This is a genomic window from Streptomyces sp. YJ-C3, assembly GCF_053891275.1.
This window is the reverse complement of sequence record NZ_CM132685.1, coordinates 6151166-6167172: the sequence shown is the minus strand read 5'-3', so window position 1 is coordinate 6167172 and position 16007 is coordinate 6151166. Positions and strand designations below refer to the sequence as shown.

Here is a 16007-nt window from a genome sequence, read left to right as displayed (position 1 = left end):
AAATACCTTATGGCCCTCGGCCGACCCAAGGGACCCCAGGGACCCAAGGAGGATTTCCCGTGGCAGACCGCACACCCCCGCTCGCCGTCGAGGAGCTGCACGCCCTCGTCGCGAGCGGAGAGATCGACACTGTCGTCCTGGCCTTCCCCGACATGCAAGGGCGGCTCCAGGGCAAGCGGTTCGCCGCCCGGTTCTTCCTCGACGAGGTGCTCGAGCACGGCACGGAGGGCTGCAACTACCTGCTGGCCGTCGACACCGAGATGAACACCGTCGACGGCTTCGCGATGTCCTCCTGGGACCGCGGCTACGGCGACTTCGCCCTGCACGCCGACCCGAGCACCCTGCGCCGAGTCCCCTGGAACGCGGGCACCGCGATGCTCATCGCCGACCTCGCCTGGGAGGACGGCTCGCCCGTCGTCGCCGCGCCCCGCCAGATACTGCGCCGCCAGCTGGACCGCCTCGCCGAGCTCGGCCTCACCGCCCAGGTCGGCACCGAGCTGGAGTTCATCGTCTTCAAGGACACCTACGAGCAGGCCTGGGACGCGAACTACCGGGGCCTGACCCCGGCCAACCAGTACAACATCGACTACTCCGTCCTCGGCACCGGCCGCATCGAGCCCCTGCTGCGCCGCATCCGCAACGAGATGGCGGGCGCCGGCCTCACCGTCGAGTCCGCCAAGGGCGAGTGCAACCCGGGCCAGCACGAGATCGTCTTCCGCTACGACGAGGCCCTCGTCACCTGCGACCAGCACGCCATCTACAAGACGGGCGCCAAGGAGATCGCCGCGCAGGAGGGCGTCTCGCTCACCTTCATGGCCAAGTACAACGAGCGCGAGGGCAACTCCTGCCACATCCACCTCTCGCTCACCGACGCCGACGGCGCCAACGCGATGGCCGGGCCGGACGGGATGACCGAGCTGATGCGGCACTTCCTCGCCGGACAGCTCGCCGCCCTGCGCGACTTCTCCCTCCTCTACGCGCCGAACATCAACTCCTACAAGCGGTTCCAGCCGGGCTCCTTCGCCCCGACCGCCGTCGCCTGGGGCCACGACAACCGCACCTGCTCGCTCCGCGTCGTCGGCCACGGCCGCTCGCTCCGCTTCGAGAACCGGCTGCCCGGCGGCGACGTCAACCCGCATCTCGCCGTCGCCGGACTCGTCGCGGCCGGCCTGTACGGGGTCGAGCACAAGCTCGAACTCCCCGACGCCTGCCCCGGCAACGCCTACACCGCCGAGTACGAGCACGTCCCCACCACCCTGCGCGAGGCCGCCGAGCTCTGGGAGAACAGCCCCATCGCCAAGGCCGCCTTCGGGGACGAGGTCGTCGCCCACTACCGCAACATGGCGCGGGTCGAGCTCGACGCGTTCGACGCAGCCGTGACCGACTGGGAGCTCCGCCGAGGATTCGAGAGGCTGTGACCGTGCCCGACCGGGAGACCGACCTGAGCGCCGATCCGAGCACACTGACCGTGCTGAACCCCGCCACCGAGGAGGTGGTGGCCGCCGTCCCCGCCGCCGACCCGGAAGACGTCGACCGCGCCGTGCGCCGCGCGGCCGAGGCGCAGCGCGGCTGGGCCGCCGCGGCCCCCGCCGACCGCGCCCGTCTGCTGCGCCGCTTCGCCGACACCGTCGACCGACACCTGGAAGAACTGGCCCAGTTGGAGGTCCGCGAGGCCGGACATCTCATCGGCAACGCCCGCTGGGAGGCCGGCAACGTACGGGACCTGCTCCTGTACGCGGCCGGTGGCGCCGAACGCCTCACCGGCGCGCAGATCCCCGCCCCCGGCGGCTGGAACGTCACCTTCCGTGAACCGCTCGGCGTCGTCGGCGTCATCGCCCCCTGGAACTTCCCGATGCCGATCGCCGCCTGGGGCACGGCCCCCGCCCTCGCGGCGGGCAACGCGGTCGTCCTCAAACCCGCCGAGACGACCCCGCTCACCGCCCTGCGCCTGGCCGAACTCGCCCTGGAAGCGGGCCTTCCCGAGGGCCTCTTCCAGGTCCTGCCGGGCTACGGGAACACCGCGGGCCGCGCCCTCGTCGACCACCCGGACGTCGCGAAGATCGTCTTCACCGGGTCGACCCGCACCGGCCGCGCGATCATGGAGCGCTGCGCCGCCCTGGTCAAACCGGTCACCCTCGAACTCGGCGGCAAGAGCCCCAACGTCGTCTTCGCCGACGCGGACCTGAGCCAGGCCCTCGACCCGTTCTCGTTCCTCGACAACTCCGGCCAGGACTGCTGCGCCCGCACCCGCATCCTCGTCCAGGAGTCCGTGTACGAGGAGTGCGCGGCGCTGCTCACCGACGCGCTCGGCGCCGTCGTCGTGGGCGACCCGCTGGACGAGAAGACGCAGATGGGCCCGCTGATCTCCCGTCGGCAACTCGACCGGGTACGGCACTTCGTGCCCGACTCCGCCCCCGGCATCCGGGGCACCGCGCCCACCGGGCCCGGCTTCTGGTTCGCGCCGACCGTGCTGACCGCAGAAGCCGCCGACTCGCACGCCGCCGTGGAGGAGATCTTCGGGCCCGTCGCGGTCCTGCTGCCGTTCACCGACGAGGCCGACGCGATCCGCCTCGCCGACGCCACCCCGTACGGCCTCGCCGGTTCGATCTGGACCCGGGACCTGGGCCGCGCCCTGCGCGTGTCGGGCGCCGTCCGCGCCGGGAACCTGTCCGTCAACTCGCACTCCGCGGTGCGCTACTGGACCCCGTTCGGCGGCTTCAAGCAGTCCGGCCTCGGCCGCGAGCTGGGCCCCGACGCCCTCACCGCCTTCACCGAAACCAAGAACGTCTTCATCAGCACGGAGGGCCCCGCACAGTGACCGAAGAGAACATCTGCCGCCGGCTCGTCGGCCGCACCGCCGTCATCACCGGCGCCGGCAGCGGCATCGGCCTCGCCACCGCGCGCCGCCTCGCCTCCGAGGGCGCGCACGTGGTCTGCGGCGACATCGACGAGACCGCGGGCAAGAAGGCCGCCGACGAGGTCGGCGGGACCTTCGTACGGGTCGACGTCACCGACGCCGAACAGGTCGAGGCGCTCTTCAAGACCGCGTACGACACCTACGGCTCGGTCGACATCGCCTTCAACAACGCGGGCATCTCGCCGCCGGACGACGACTCCATCCTGGACACCGGCCTGGAGGCCTGGAAGCGCGTCCAGGACGTCAACCTCACATCCGTGTACCTCTGCTGCAAGGCCGCCATCCCGTACATGCGGCGCCAGGGCAAGGGCTCCATCATCAACACGGCGTCGTTCGTCGCGCGGATGGGCGCGGCCACCTCGCAGATCTCGTACACCGCCTCCAAGGGCGGCGTCCTCGCCATGTCCCGCGAACTGGGCGTGCAGTTCGCCCGCGAGGGGATCCGGGTCAACGCCCTGTGCCCCGGCCCGGTCAACACCCCGCTGCTGCAGGAGCTGTTCGCCAAGGACCCGGAGCGGGCGGCACGCCGGCTCGTGCACATTCCGGTCGGCCGGTTCGCCGAGGCCGACGAGATCGCGGCGGCCGTCGCCTTCCTCGCCAGCGACGACGCGGCGTTCGTGAACGCCACCGACTTCCTGGTGGACGGCGGGATCTCGGGCGCGTACGTCACGCCTCTGTAGGGGACGCGTCATGTAGGTGTACGGTCCCCAGGCATGCGTAACAGAAATGTTTCCGCGTGGACTTCGGCCGTGGTCACCGCACTGGTGGCCACGGCTCTCGTCTCTCCTGCGGCCGCCGCCACGTCCGCTCCCACCACCGACCGCGCCTGCCCGCAGCTGTCGAAGAAGCTGCCGTGGTACGGCGAGAACCGGGCGAAACTCCAGCGCATGATCGACGAGCGCGGGACCTGCAACGGCCACCACGGCCCGCGTCCCGTCGCCGCGTTCGACTGGGACAACACCGTCTCCAAGAACGACGTCACCGACGCCACCATCGCCTGGTCCCTCAAGCACGACAAGATCCTGCGCCCCGCGAGCTGGAGGAAGACCAGCAAGTGGCTGACGGACGAGGCCGACAAGGCCCTCACCGCGGCCTGCGGCACGGACGTCCCCGTGGGCGCTCCGCTGCCCACCTCCACCGACACCGACTGCACGGACGAGATCTTCAACATCCGCGAGTCCGGCAGGACGATGAGCGGCGCGGCCGCCTTCGCGGGCGACTGGAACCACCGCCGCACGGTGCCCCAGTACGCCTGGGTGCCGCAGCTGTTCGCCGGGCACACCGTTCCCGAGCTGGAGTCGTACGCGGCCGCCGCCCGCAAGGAGGCCCTGGCCGCGCCGGTCGGCGCCACCCAGAAACTGGGCACGCACACCATCCCCGGCTACGTCCGCTACTACGACCAGCAGCGCGACCTGATCCGTACGCTCCAGAAGGCCGGCTTCGACGTCTACATCGTGTCCGCCGGGTCCGAGCCCGTGACCGAGGTCTGGTCGCGCGGCGTCGGCATCGACCGGAAGCACACCATCGCCATCCGCTCCGTGCTCGACCGCAAGGGCCGCATCACGACGTACAACGAAGGCTGCGGCGGCGTCCCCGTGAGCCAGGGCGAGGCCATCCCCTACATCGACGGCAAGCGCTGCTGGATCAACCAGGAGATCTTCCGCATCAAGGGCAAGCCGGCCTGGGACAAGCAGCGCTGGGACCGGCGCATCGCGCTCGGCGGCGGTGACGCCGACACCGACGTCACGTTCGTCGGCGACGCGACGGGCGCCCACCTCGTGCTCAACCGCAACAAGAACGAGATCATGTGCCGCGCCTACGACAACGCCGACGGACGCTGGGTCGCCAACCCGATGTTCATCGAGCCGCTGCCGCGGAAGTCCGGCACGTACCCCTGCTCGACGGCCGCCGACAACCTGCCCGAGGGCGGATTCGGGCCACTGCTGAGGGACGACGGCTCGGTCGTGCCCGATCAGACCGACTCGGTGTACTGACCTTCGGAGCCCGGCCTACAGTGCCGGGATGAGCATGACGCCGCCGCCCGGCTGGTACCCGGATCCGCACGCTCCGGCCACCGAACGCTGGTGGGACGGGACGGCATGGACCCAGGCCCGCAGACAGCCGGTGCCGGCGGCTCCCGCGCCGGTGGCGTTCGCGCCGCCGCCCCGGCCGGGCGGCGGCCGCGGCAGGATCGCCGCCGTGGTCGCCACCGGGATCGCGCTCGTCGTGGCGATCGTCGCCGGAGTCGTCGTGATCCTCGGCGACGACGCCGGCCCGGACGAGGCGCGGGCGCGCAACGGGCCGACCGCACAGCCCGGTTCGCCGACGGCGCCGCCGCGCACCACCAGCGCGGCGCCGTCCCCGAGCGAGGACCCCACCCGCGTCACCGACCAGCTCAACGGCATCACGCTGCCCGTCGTCGACGGCTGGCAGAAGGCCGAGAACGTCGCCGACGACGACGTCCTGCTGACCACGCCCGGCACCTACACCTGCCCGTACGACGACGGCCTGTGCCGCCGCGGCACCGTCGCCACGCACACCGTGACCAACGCTGAAGTCGGCGCGAGCGTCCAGGCCCTGGCCAGGAAGGACGTCGCCGACGCCGCCGACCTCGCGTACGACACCAACGCCGTCGGACAGCGGCCGTTCGGCGGCATGACCTCCCACAAGGTCACGGCCGCCCGGCAGATCGCGGTCGCCGGACGCTCGGGCTTCCTCGTGCGCTGGAAGGTCACGACGGCCGAGGGGCCCGGCGGTTATGTGCAGTCGGTGGTGTTCCCCTCCAGCGTCGGCTCCCAGTCGCTCGTCGCCGTGCGCTGCACCCTCGACGCGAGCCACGCGTCCCCGCCGCTCGCCGACCTCGACAGGATCGTCAAGGGCATCCGGCCGGTGGGCACCACGGACGGCGGCGGGGGAGTGGGCAGCAGCGTCGGCCCCGGCGACTGACGGGGGCTACAGGAACGTGTAGCCCTCACCGCGATACGTGGGCACGGTCCGCGTCACCGCGTCGCCCGCCACGAGGTGCAGCACCTCGAACCGCTCGCACAGTTCACCGGCCTTCGCGTGCCGGAACCACACCTTGTCCCCGATCAGCAGATCGTCGGCGGGCGCGCCCAGCAGCGGCGTCTGCACCTCGCCCGGACCCTCCTGGGGGTCGTAGCGCAGCCCCTCCGGCAGATACGGCACCGGCAGCCGGTCGGGACCCGCCGCGCCCGACGCCGGATACCCGCCGCCCAGCACCGTGACGACCCCGACCCCCGGCCTGCGCACCACCGGCTGGGCGAACAGCGCCGCCGGACGCCCGCTGAACGACGTGTAGTTGTCGAAGAGCCGCGGTACGTACAGCCCCGACCCGGCGGCGATCTCGGTGACCGCGTCCTCGGCGGCGGTGTGCTGCACACTCCCGGTCCCGCCGCCGTTCACGAACTCCAGGTCCGGCGCCACCGCCCGCACGGCCCGCACCACCTCGCCGCGCCGCACGGCCAGCTCCTTGCGTGCCGCGGCCTGCATCAGCCGGATCGCGCGCGAGCGCACCGGACGCCCCGCGACCGCGTCCCCGACCCCGGCCACATGCCCCTCGTACGCCATGATCCCCACCAGCCGGAACCCGGGCCTGCGCGCCACCACCCGTGCCAGATCGGCGAGTTGGGCAGGCGTACGCAACGGGGAACGCAGGGCGCCGATCCGCACCCGCCCGCCGAGCACCTGCCACGACGTGTCGAGCTCCAGGCACACCCGGATCTCCTCGCGGCCCCCGTCCCTGGCGTCGTCGATCAGCCGCAACTGGGCGGGGTCGTCGACCATCACGGTCACGGCGGCGGCCAGCTTCGGGTCGTGCGCGAGCTCGGCGAAACCGGCCCGGTCCGCCGACGGATAGGCGAGCAGCACGTCGTCGAACCCGGACCGGGCCAGCCAGATCGACTCGGCCAGCGTGAACGACATGATCCCGGCGAACCCGTCCCGCGCCAGCACCCGCTCCAACAGCGCCCGGCACCGCACGGACTTGCTGGCCACCCGGATCGGCTTCCCGGCGGCCCGGCGGACTAGATCGTCGGCGTTGGCGTCGAAGGCGTCCAGATCGACGATCGCCACGGGGGCGTCGAGGTGTGCGGTGGCCCGGTCGAAGCGGGCCCGGTCGGCGGCGCGCGGTGTCATGACCGAAGCCTGCCAGACCCGATTACCGCAGGGTAGAGGGACGATCCGGGCAGATCGGCCGAGCCCGCGGACTGATGCGCCCGGTACATGGGCAGGCCCGTTAGAGTGACGCGCACGCAGGCTGAGGAAACGGGGAGGCATGAGCACGGAAGCCCGACGTGTCCCGCCGCGTCCCACGACACCCCCGCCGCCGACCGCCCCACCGGGCCGCGCGCCCGCGTCCGCGCGGCCGGACGAGCCCCAACTCCCCGACGGCGCGCCCCCGTTGCCCGCCACGCCACCCCCGCCGGTCCCCTCGTCCCGGTTCCCGGACACCCCGCCCCCGATGCCGACGCCCCGCGCCGTGCCACTGCCCCCCGAGGCGATCCCGCCCACGGGCGCGGGGAACGGCGCGAGCAGCCACAACGGCGCCGCACCCGCGGGGCGCGGCGCGACCACCGACGGCGGCGATGCGCACCCCAACGAGACCACCACCCGCCTGCGCCCCGTCCCCCCGGCCCCGCCCGGAGCACCCCGCACACCCGCCCCCCGCAGGGCGGTGGGCACCGTCGACCTCACCCCCCTCCCGGGAGCGGCCGGCAGGCCCTTCGTCCGCTTCGCCCGCCCCGAGCACTACGACGACAGCACCACCCGCCTGCGCCCCGTCGGCGCCCGGCTGCGCCCGCGCGCCGCGGCCGCCGCGGCCTGCCTCGTGCTCGGCCTCGGCCTGATCGGCGGCGCCGCCACCGGCTCGCTGCTGACCGGCGCCGAGAGCGACGGCACCCTGTCCGCGCAGAGCGCCTACCGCGGCGCCGCCGACCTGTGGCACGGCATCCCCGTCGACGCGCTCTTCCCCCGCACACTCAACGGCGAAGGGGCTGGCCCCGGCGGCGCCGACCGCACCTGGACCCGGATCGGCGTCGCCCCCGACAGCGGCTGCCAAAAGGCCTTCGACCCCCTCCTGTACAAGGCGCTGCGCCCCGTCGGCTGCCAGCGTCTGCTGCGGGCCACGTACACCGACGCCACACAGAGCAACGTCACCACCGTCGGCCTGATGTTCACCAGCGCCGACTCCGAGGCGGCCAAGGCGCTGCGCACCCGCCTCACCGACGAGGGCCTCGACCGGCGCACCGACCTCGTGCCCCGCCCGTTCGCCGTGCCGGGCACCGCCGCCGCGGACTTCGGCGACGCCCAGCGCGCGTCCTGGAGCATCAACGTCCTGACCGACGCGCCGGTCGTCGTCTACGCGGTCTCGGGCTTCGCCGACGGCCGCACCTTCACCGACCCCCAGCCCGCCGCCGACGCCATGAAGCAGGGCGCCACCACGACCGCCGCCCAGGCCGGACTCGGCCACGAGGCCCAGGGCATCGCCGACCGGGTCGAACGGGGCCTGCGCAAGGCCGTACAGAAGTCCACGGAGCAGCCGTCATGAACCGCCGCCACCGGATCGCCGCCCTCACCGGCGCGGCGGCCCTCGCCCTGCTCCCGTCCACCGCCGCGCACGCCGACTCGGTCCGCGCCCAGCAGTGGGGCCTGGAGGCCATGCACACCCAGGAGGCGTGGCGCACCACGAAGGGCAAGGGCATCACGGTCGCCGTCCTGGACACCGGCGTCGACGACCAGCACCCCGACCTCGCGGGCAACGTCCTCGCGGGCAAGGACCTCATCGGCTTCGGCGCCGAGCGCGGCGACCGCCCCTGGGCCCGCCACGGCACCGCCATCGCCGGCATCATCGCGGGCCACGGCCACGGGCCGGACCACGGCGACGGCGTCATCGGCATCGCCCCGGAAGCGAAGATCCTGCCCGTCCGCGTGATCCTGGAGGACGGCGATTCGTCCCGCGCCAAGGCCCGCGAGACCCGGGGCAACGCGCTCGCCGAGGGCATCCGCTGGGCCGCCGACCACGGCGCCGACGTGATCAACCTCTCCCTCGGCGACGACTCCCCGACCGCCCACGCCGAGGCGGGCGAGGACGAGGCCGTCCAGTACGCGCTCAAGAAGGGCGTCTCCGTCGTCGCCTCCGCGGGCAACGGCGGCAAGAAGGGCGACCACATCTCCTACCCGGCCGCCTACCCCGGCGTCATCACGGCCACGGCCGTCGACGCCGCGGGCAACCGGGCCTACTTCTCCACCCGCCGCTGGTACGCCACCGTCGCCGCCCCGGGCCGCGGCATCGTCACCGCCGACCCCGACCGCAAGTACTACTCGGCGTGGGGCACCAGCGCCGCCTCCGCGTTCGTCTCGGGCGCCGTCGCCCTGGTCCGCGCCGCGCACCCGGGCCTGAGCCCGGCCCAGATCAAGCAGCTCATGGAGGACACCGCCGAGGACCCGCCGACCGGCGGCCGCGACGACTCACGCGGCTTCGGCATGGTCGACCCGGCCGCCGCGATCCGCGAGGGCGCCGAGCTGAAGCCGCAGGGCCTGACCTCGGCCTCGTACGGCGAGAAGTACTTCGGCCCCGGCCCGGACGACCCGGACGACGACGGACCGGCCGGCTGGGTCGCCCCGGTCGCCTACGTGCTCGGCGCGCTGCTCCTCGGGGTGGCCGTCCACCTGTGGCGCGGCCACCGGCTCAGCCGTCGTCGCTGACCGCCCCCACCGCGGCCCGCGCCACGCTCTCCACCAGCGAGATCCCCGCGTCCTTCGTCGCACTGCCGCGGGAGACCACGGCCACCAGGTACCGCTTCCCGTCGACCTCCACCCGGCCGACGCTGTTGATGTCCCACAGCCCGGTGGTGCTCCGCTGCAGCCACCCGTTCTTCAGCGCGGCGGCGTCGACCGAGCCGGCCGCGGAGATCCCCCACCGCTGATCGGCCGCGACGTTCCCCATCAGCTCCTGGACGTACGCCCGCGAGGCCTCGCTCAACACGGTGTCCCCGACGCCGAACACCTGTCGCAGCAGCGTGAGCTGATCGTCGGCGGTGGTCTGGGTCAGCCCCCACAACGGCCCGTCGCCGCCACTGGTTCCGGACAGCCCGAGCCGCTCGTTCGCCGCGTCGAGCCCGTCCGCCCCGCCGATGGTGTCCCACAGCGCGGTGGTCGCCGCGTTGTCGCTGTTCTCGATCATCGCGACGGCGTACGTCTTCTCCTGCGCGGTCAGCGCCCGCCCGTCGTCCTGCGCCTGCAGGAGCAGCGCGGCCAGCACGTCGACCTTCACCACGCTCGCCGTGTCGAACGTCCCGTCGTCCGACGCGTACGTCGCGCCCGTCCCGCCCGCCACGTCGAGGACGGCCACGGCGAAGTCCCCGTCCTGCCCGTCGGCGGCGGCCCGCACCGCCTTCGCGAGCCGGGTGTCCAGATCCACGGTGGGGGAGGAGGGGGAGGAGAGGGAGGAGGGGGAGGAGGGGGAGGGGGACGGTGACACGGAGCCTCCTTCGGACGCCACGTGCGAGACCAGGACGGCCGCGTCGTGTGCCTGCGCCTTCACGTAGACCGTAGTGCCGGCGGTGGCGGCGACGAGCACCGCCGAGGCGGCGGCCGCGTACAGCAGAGGATGCCGGCGGTCGGTACGGGCCCGCCGACGACTGGTTCCGTGGGGCATGCCGCGATGCTCCGGCGCCGTCCTGTGCGGACCATGAGCCGCACCTCAGGGTCCGCTGAGAACCCGGGCCCGTCCGCTCGGTAGGGTCGGTGAACGTGGCGAACAAGAACATTCCCGACCCCGGCTTCTCCGACGACGACGGCACCGCGGACCCGCGTCTGGCCGAGGCCCTGGCCGCCTGGTCCCAGGACCGCACGGCCCACGGACCGGTCCTGGAGGCGCTGAAGGACGCCCGGCTCCTGGTCCCGGTCGTCGCGGTCCTCGGCGAGGTCGAGGAGGACGAGAACGGGCTGCGCCGCGAGAAGACCAGCGACATGGCCGTCCCGACCCTGAAGGCCGGCTCGCGCACGGCGCTCCCCGCCTTCACCTCCACCGCGGCCCTGGCCCTGTGGGACCCCGAGGCCCGCCCGGTCGCCGTCCCGCTCCACCAGGCGCTGCAGGCCGCCGCCCACGAGAAGGCGGACACCGTCGTCCTCGACCTCGCGGGCCCGGTCCCCTACGAGCTGACGGGCGCCGCGCTCTACGCCCTCGCCGAGGGCCGCACCTCGGCCGACCCGCTGGCCGACCCCGCGGTCACCGAGGCGGTCCGCGCCGCGGTCGCCGCCGAGCCCGCGGTGCGCCGGGCCCACCTGGGCCCCGGCCCGGCGGACGGCGTCGTGGCCCTGGTCATCGACCCCGGCGCCGACCCGGCGGCCACGGCGCAGGCCGTGGCCCGGCGCATCGCCGCCGACGAAACACTGAGGGCCCGCCTGGTGCGCGGCCTCGACCTGGCGCTGCTGCCGACCGAGGCGACCCCACCGGGCGAGCCCCTCTACGTACGCGACTGAGATCTAGCCGTACACGGCCCCCGTGTACTTCTCGCCCGGGCCCTGCCCCGGCTCGTCCGGCACCAGCGAGGCCTCGCGGAACGCCAGCTGCAGCGACTTCAGACCGTCGCGCAGCGGGGCCGCGTGGAAGGAGCTGATCTCCGTGGCGCTGCCGTCGAGCAGTCCGGCCAGGGCGTGGATCAGCTTGCGGGCCTCGTCCAGGTCCTTGTGGGCGTCACCCTCCTCGGTGAGGCCCAGCTTCACCGCGGCGGCGCTCATCAGGTTCACCGCGACCGTCACGATGACCTCGACGGCGGGCACCTCGGCGATGTCGCGGGTCAGCGCGTCGTAGTCGGGAGTCTCGGGGGAATCAAGAGACGGGGTTGCGGGGATGGCGTCACTCATGCCCCACACGATATGCCGCCCGCGCACCCGGTTGGGCGCACCCCCCAAGTGCTGCTAACCTTGTGTAACGACCGGCCGGAGACCCACGTCTGCACGACCTGAGTACCCGGCCCACAAGTGGAGGCTCCGATCTCCCACCTGACCGCCCTCACGGGCGGCGGGTCACCGGTCAGGCGGTCCCCATCGTTCCGTACGGACGATGGAGCCGTCCGAGTTGCGCCCCGCGGTCCACCGTGGCGGTGTTCCGGTACTTCCTTGGAGCCCCGCGTGTGTACCGTCCGGGGCATTTTTTGTGCGTCGGCGCGGTTGGTACTTAGGAAAAATCGTACGCGGCGGTCCGCCAGGCCGTCGTGTGGTGCTACCGAGGAGGATCCATCAGCGCCGAGCCCCGCATCAACGACCGGATTCGCGTTCCCGAAGTGCGTCTTGTCGGTCCCAGCGGCGAGCAGGTCGGGATTGTTCCGCTTGCCAAGGCCCTTGAGCTTGCTCAGGAGTACGACCTCGACCTGGTCGAGGTGGCGGCGAACGCCCGCCCGCCCGTCTGCAAGCTCATGGACTACGGGAAGTTCAAGTACGAGTCGGCCATGAAGGCCCGTGAGGCGCGCAAGAACCAGGCGCACACGGTCATCAAGGAGATGAAGCTCCGGCCGAAGATCGACCCGCACGACTATGACACCAAGAAGGGTCACGTCGTCCGGTTCCTCAAGCAGGGCGACAAGGTCAAGATCACGATCATGTTCCGTGGTCGCGAGCAGTCCCGGCCGGAGCTCGGCTACCGACTGCTGCAGCGTCTCGCGAACGACGTCGAAGACCTCGGTTTCGTGGAGTCGAACCCGAAGCAGGACGGTCGAAACATGATCATGGTCCTCGGTCCGCACAAGAAGAAGACCGAGGCGATGGCCGAGGCCCGCGAGGCGCAGGCCGCCCGCAAGGCCGACGCGAAGGCCAACCCGGGGCGTTCGCAGAACGCCGCCGAGGAGCAGCCCGCCGAGGCTCCTGCCGAAGCCCCCGCCGAGGCTCCTGCCGAGGCATGATCCGGCGGCGTACAGCCTGTGCGCCACGGATACCAACTGACACAACTGACGTTCCCTCACGGCCGGTTCGCGCCCACGGCACGAACCGGCCGGGAACGCCACTGACGAGGAGAGAACGGCGCTATGCCGAAGAACAAGTCGCACAGCGGTGCCAGCAAGCGCTTCAAGGTCACCGGCTCCGGCAAGGTGCTCCGTGAGCGCGCCGGCAAGCGCCACCTGCTCGAGCACAAGTCGTCGCGCCTGACGCGTCGCCTCACCGGCAACGCCGAGATGGCCCCGGGCGACGCCAAGAAGATCAAGAAGCTTCTCGGCAAGTGACGTACCGGCGCTTCGGCGCCGCGCACGTCGGCTAGACCGGGACCTATTCGAATTCGGGTCGGGTGACGTCAACCCCGGCCCCGCTACAAGGAGTTAACAAGTGGCACGCGTCAAGCGCGCAGTCAACGCGCACAAGAAGCGTCGGGCGATCCTCGAGCAGGCCAGCGGCTACCGCGGTCAGCGTTCGCGTCTGTACCGCAAGGCCAAGGAGCAGGTCACCCACTCCCTGGTCTACAACTACAACGACCGCAAGAAGCGCAAGGGCGACTTCCGTCAGCTGTGGATCCAGCGCATCAACGCCGCTGCCCGCCAGAACGGCATGACGTACAACCGCCTCATCCAGGGTCTGAAGGCCGCCAACATCGAGGTGGACCGCAAGATCCTCGCGGAGCTCGCCGTCAACGACGCCAACGCGTTCGCCGCGCTGGTCGAGGTCGCGCAGAAGGCTCTGCCGGCGGACGTCAACGCCCCGAAGGCTGCCGCCTGATCGCTCCGCTGAGCCGGACGTGATATTCGGACCCGCAAGCCGAGTGCTTGCGGGTCCGAGTGCGTTCGGCGGCTCGTCTGCCGTCGAGCGTCGTGTGCCGTGCGCGGGCCGGTTGTGGCTGGTCGCGCAGTTCCCCGCGCCCCCTTCGGGGCGCTTCCTCCCCAGGTGAGTTGTCATGGTTGCCGTTCCCGAGCTGATCTCTCCCAAGTCGTCCCGTGTGTCCGCCGCCCGGCGGCTCGGCAAGCGGAACTTCCGGGGGAAGGAACGGCTGTTTCTCGCCGAGGGGCCGCAGGCCGTGCGGGAGGCCGCCGCGCACGGGGGGCTCGTCGAGATGTTCGCCACCCTCGACGCCGCCGAGCGGTACGCCGACATCGTGGGGGAGGCGCGCGCCGCGGGCGCCCGGGTGCACCTCGCCGACGAGAGCGTCGTCGCCGACATCTCGACGACCGTGACGCCCCAGGGACTCGTGGGCGTCTGCCGGTTCCTGGACACCCCGTTCGAGGAGATCCTCGCGGCCCGGCCCCGGCTCGTCGCCGTCCTCGCGCACGTGCGCGACCCCGGGAACGCCGGGACCGTGCTGCGCTGCGCCGACGCCGCGGGCGCCGAGGCCGTGGTCCTCACCGACGCGTCCGTCGACCTGTACAACCCCAAGGCCGTCCGGGCGTCCGTCGGGTCGCTGTTCCATCTGCCGGTCGCCGTGGGCGTGCCCGTCGAGCAGGCCGTGGCCGGGCTGAAGGCCGCCGGTGTGCGCATCCTCGCCGCCGACGGCGCCGGTGACGACGACCTCGACGACGAGCTCGACAAGGGCACCATGGGCACCCCGACCGCCTGGGTCTTCGGCAACGAGGCGTGGGGGCTGCCCGAGGAGACCCGCGCCCTCGCGGACGCCGTCGTCCGCGTGCCCATCCACGGCAAGGCCGAGAGCCTCAACCTCGCGACGGCCGCCGCCGTCTGCCTGTACGCCTCCGCCCGCGCCCAGCGCGCCCCCGGAGGATGCCGCCGCTGACCGGCACCGGCGCTCCGGCGCGGCGCGCGCGGGCCTCGTGCGCTCTCTCTGCGTCACCGGTGACTGGTAGTCCGTCACCTGCGACTAGTAGGGTGGCGAACTCGGGGCCCACTGTGCCGTTTCGAGAGGTGGGGTACGGGGAGATGACGGTCCGCACCAGCAGGGCATCGAGGGTGAGCACACCCCCGGAGATGGCCACGCTCGGTTCCGCCGGACCCGGCCTCCACCCCGACGACCTGCCCGACGGACTCGTCGTCGCCGACGAGAGCGGCCACATCGTCTGCTTCAACGCCGCCGCGGAGCGCATCACCGCCGTACCCGCCGCACGCGCCCTCGGCACGGCGCTGGAGCGTGCGCTGCCCCTGGAGGACCTCGAAGGCCGCCGCTGGTGGCAGCTGACCGACCCCTACGGCGGCCTCGCCACCCGCGTGGGACAGCCCGAGCGGAACCTGCTGCTGCCGGGCGGCCGGGAGGTCCTGGTGACCGCGCGCTACGTGCGGACCCGCCCGACCGGGCCCGTGCGCCGGGTCGTCGTCTCGATCCGCGACACGGAGGCCCGGCGCCGCACCGAGCGCAGCCACGCCGAGCTCATCGCCACCGTCGCCCACGAGCTGCGCTCGCCGCTGACCTCGGTCAAGGGGTTCACGGCGACCCTGCTCGCCAAGTGGGAGCGGTTCACGGACGAGCAGAAGCGGCTGATGCTGGAGACCGTCGACGCCGACGCGAACCGGGTGACGCGGCTGATCGCCGAGCTCCTCGACATCTCGCGGATCGACTCCGGACGCCTCGAACTGCGCCGGCAGCCCGTCGACATCGGAGCCGCCGTCTCCCGGCACATCCAGGCCCATGTCGCCGCAGGTCAGCCGGCCCAGCGGTTCCTGCTCCGCGTCGGCCAGCCGCTGCCCGACCTGTGGGCCGACCCCGACAAGGTCGACCAGGTGCTGAGCAACCTGCTGGAAAACGCCGTGCGGCACGGCGAGGGAGCCGTCACCATTGACGTAGAGCCCACCACGACGGCCAAGGAATCCACCTCGGTCACCGTCAGCGACGAGGGGCCCGGCATCCCGGAGGAGTCCATGAACCGCGTCTTCACCCGCTTCTGGCGGGGCAGCAAGCGCGGCGGGACCGGGCTCGGCCTCTACATCGTCAAGGGCATCGTCGAAGCCCACGGCGGCACCATCACCGTCGGGCGGGCGCCCGGTGGCGGCGCCCAGTTCCGATTTACGTTGCCCGTGGCGGCGCCGGCGTACCTCAACGCCTGAGCACCGGCCCCCACGGGCGCGTTCGTACACCTCACCCCCGTTAGACTCGTCCTTTGGCACATTGCGTCTCCACGTCAGGGACGGTTCGTCAGCGAAT

Annotated in this window: 16 protein-coding genes; 13 read left to right on the top strand and 3 right to left on the bottom strand. The window is 72.5% G+C overall.

The genetic code is table 11. The features are described 5' to 3' along the window. Window positions 1-59: 59 nt before the first annotated feature. Genes ACVHNB_RS27630 through ACVHNB_RS27610 form a run of 5 tightly spaced genes read left to right on the top strand, consistent with a single transcriptional unit; the run spans window position 60 to window position 5863 of the window. On the top strand, window positions 60-1418 hold the full coding sequence (locus tag ACVHNB_RS27630; protein ID WP_428955847.1) for a glutamine synthetase family protein: 1359 nt from the start codon (window positions 60-62) through the stop codon (window positions 1416-1418). Continuing rightward, complete coding sequence (locus ACVHNB_RS27625) at window positions 1415-2818, top strand: aldehyde dehydrogenase family protein (protein WP_428955848.1); 1404 nt, start codon at window positions 1415-1417, stop codon at window positions 2816-2818. Before ACVHNB_RS27630 ends, ACVHNB_RS27625 begins: the two co-directional genes overlap by 4 nt. Further along, window positions 2815-3597, top strand: coding sequence for a 3-oxoacyl-ACP reductase (locus ACVHNB_RS27620; protein ID WP_428955849.1), 783 nt, complete (start codon window positions 2815-2817; stop codon window positions 3595-3597). Before ACVHNB_RS27625 ends, ACVHNB_RS27620 begins: the two co-directional genes overlap by 4 nt. Window positions 3598-3630: 33 nt before the next feature. Beyond that, window positions 3631-4911, top strand: a complete 1281-nt coding sequence (locus tag ACVHNB_RS27615) for a haloacid dehalogenase-like hydrolase (protein WP_456226151.1) — start codon at window positions 3631-3633, stop codon at window positions 4909-4911. Between the two features lie 28 nt (window positions 4912-4939). Next, window positions 4940-5863: a DUF2510 domain-containing protein gene (locus ACVHNB_RS27610; protein ID WP_456226150.1), complete on the top strand. Its 924-nt coding sequence runs from the start codon at window positions 4940-4942 to the stop codon at window positions 5861-5863. 6 nt (window positions 5864-5869) lie between these two features. On the opposite strand, the gene ACVHNB_RS27605 is transcribed toward ACVHNB_RS27610, so the two are convergent. Next, complete coding sequence (locus tag ACVHNB_RS27605) at window positions 5870-7072, bottom strand: amino acid deaminase/aldolase (RefSeq protein ID WP_428955852.1); 1203 nt, start codon at window positions 7070-7072, stop codon at window positions 5870-5872. Between the two features lie 139 nt (window positions 7073-7211). Here ACVHNB_RS27605 and ACVHNB_RS27600 point away from each other — a divergent pair, with 139 nt between their 5' ends. Further along, window positions 7212-8483: a hypothetical protein gene (locus tag ACVHNB_RS27600; protein ID WP_428955853.1), complete on the top strand. Its 1272-nt coding sequence runs from the start codon at window positions 7212-7214 to the stop codon at window positions 8481-8483. Next, window positions 8480-9640, top strand: a complete 1161-nt coding sequence (mycP, locus tag ACVHNB_RS27595) for a type VII secretion-associated serine protease mycosin (RefSeq protein WP_456226149.1) — start codon at window positions 8480-8482, stop codon at window positions 9638-9640. The genes ACVHNB_RS27600 and mycP overlap by 4 nt, the downstream gene beginning before the upstream one ends. Here the strand turns inward: mycP and ACVHNB_RS27590 are convergent. Continuing rightward, a complete protein-coding gene (locus ACVHNB_RS27590) occupies window positions 9624-10592 on the bottom strand; it encodes a serine hydrolase (protein ID WP_456226148.1) in 969 nt (322 codons plus the stop codon). The two genes, mycP and ACVHNB_RS27590, sit on opposite strands and share 17 nt — an antisense overlap. Window positions 10593-10687: 95 nt before the next feature. Between ACVHNB_RS27590 and ACVHNB_RS27585 the strand changes: the two genes are divergently transcribed. After that, window positions 10688-11419: an SseB family protein gene (locus tag ACVHNB_RS27585; protein WP_456226147.1), complete on the top strand. Its 732-nt coding sequence runs from the start codon at window positions 10688-10690 to the stop codon at window positions 11417-11419. Between the two features lie 3 nt (window positions 11420-11422). Here ACVHNB_RS27585 and ACVHNB_RS27580 read toward each other — a convergent pair whose 3' ends face one another. Beyond that, window positions 11423-11803 (bottom strand): DUF1844 domain-containing protein, encoded by a 381-nt coding sequence (locus ACVHNB_RS27580; RefSeq protein ID WP_428955857.1) that lies wholly within the window; start codon window positions 11801-11803, stop codon window positions 11423-11425. Window positions 11804-12153: 350 nt separating this feature from the next. Between ACVHNB_RS27580 and infC the strand changes: the two genes are divergently transcribed. The 5 genes from infC (at window position 12154) to ACVHNB_RS27555 (ending at window position 15910) form a co-directional block, all read left to right on the top strand. Further along, window positions 12154-12837: a translation initiation factor IF-3 gene (gene infC / locus ACVHNB_RS27575; protein ID WP_428955858.1), complete on the top strand. Its 684-nt coding sequence runs from the start codon at window positions 12154-12156 to the stop codon at window positions 12835-12837. A gap of 123 nt (window positions 12838-12960) precedes the next feature. Then, window positions 12961-13155, top strand: coding sequence for a 50S ribosomal protein L35 (gene rpmI / locus ACVHNB_RS27570; RefSeq protein ID WP_007829094.1), 195 nt, complete (start codon window positions 12961-12963; stop codon window positions 13153-13155). 100 nt (window positions 13156-13255) lie between these two features. Next, window positions 13256-13642, top strand: a complete 387-nt coding sequence (gene rplT / locus ACVHNB_RS27565; RefSeq protein ID WP_006350245.1) for a 50S ribosomal protein L20 — start codon at window positions 13256-13258, stop codon at window positions 13640-13642. A gap of 175 nt (window positions 13643-13817) precedes the next feature. Further along, a complete protein-coding gene (locus ACVHNB_RS27560) occupies window positions 13818-14648 on the top strand; it encodes a TrmH family RNA methyltransferase (protein ID WP_428955859.1) in 831 nt (276 codons plus the stop codon). Between the two features lie 143 nt (window positions 14649-14791). After that, window positions 14792-15910 carry a sensor histidine kinase gene (locus ACVHNB_RS27555; protein ID WP_428955860.1) on the top strand — a complete coding sequence of 373 codons (1119 nt, stop codon included), beginning with the start codon at window positions 14792-14794 and terminating at the stop codon, window positions 15908-15910. Window positions 15911-16007: the final 97 nt, after the last annotated feature.

Excerpts from the sequence above, each read along its gene's own strand:
- ACVHNB_RS27560 (WP_428955859.1), top strand. The coding sequence starts at position 13,818 with ATGGTTGCCGTTCCCGAGCTGATCTCTCCCAAGTCGTCCCGTGTGTCC.
- mycP (WP_456226149.1), top strand. The coding sequence starts at position 8,480 with ATGAACCGCCGCCACCGGATCGCCGCCCTCACCGGCGCGGCGGCCCTC.
- ACVHNB_RS27610 (WP_456226150.1), top strand. The coding sequence starts at position 4,940 with ATGAGCATGACGCCGCCGCCCGGCTGGTACCCGGATCCGCACGCTCCG.
- ACVHNB_RS27580 (WP_428955857.1), bottom strand. The coding sequence starts at position 11,803 with ATGAGTGACGCCATCCCCGCAACCCCGTCTCTTGATTCCCCCGAGACT.
- ACVHNB_RS27555 (WP_428955860.1), top strand. The coding sequence starts at position 14,792 with ATGACGGTCCGCACCAGCAGGGCATCGAGGGTGAGCACACCCCCGGAG.
- ACVHNB_RS27605 (WP_428955852.1), bottom strand. The coding sequence starts at position 7,072 with ATGACACCGCGCGCCGCCGACCGGGCCCGCTTCGACCGGGCCACCGCA.
- ACVHNB_RS27590 (WP_456226148.1), bottom strand. The coding sequence starts at position 10,592 with ATGCCCCACGGAACCAGTCGTCGGCGGGCCCGTACCGACCGCCGGCAT.
- ACVHNB_RS27615 (WP_456226151.1), top strand. The coding sequence starts at position 3,631 with ATGCGTAACAGAAATGTTTCCGCGTGGACTTCGGCCGTGGTCACCGCA.
- rpmI (WP_007829094.1), top strand. The coding sequence starts at position 12,961 with ATGCCGAAGAACAAGTCGCACAGCGGTGCCAGCAAGCGCTTCAAGGTC.
- ACVHNB_RS27600 (WP_428955853.1), top strand. The coding sequence starts at position 7,212 with ATGAGCACGGAAGCCCGACGTGTCCCGCCGCGTCCCACGACACCCCCG.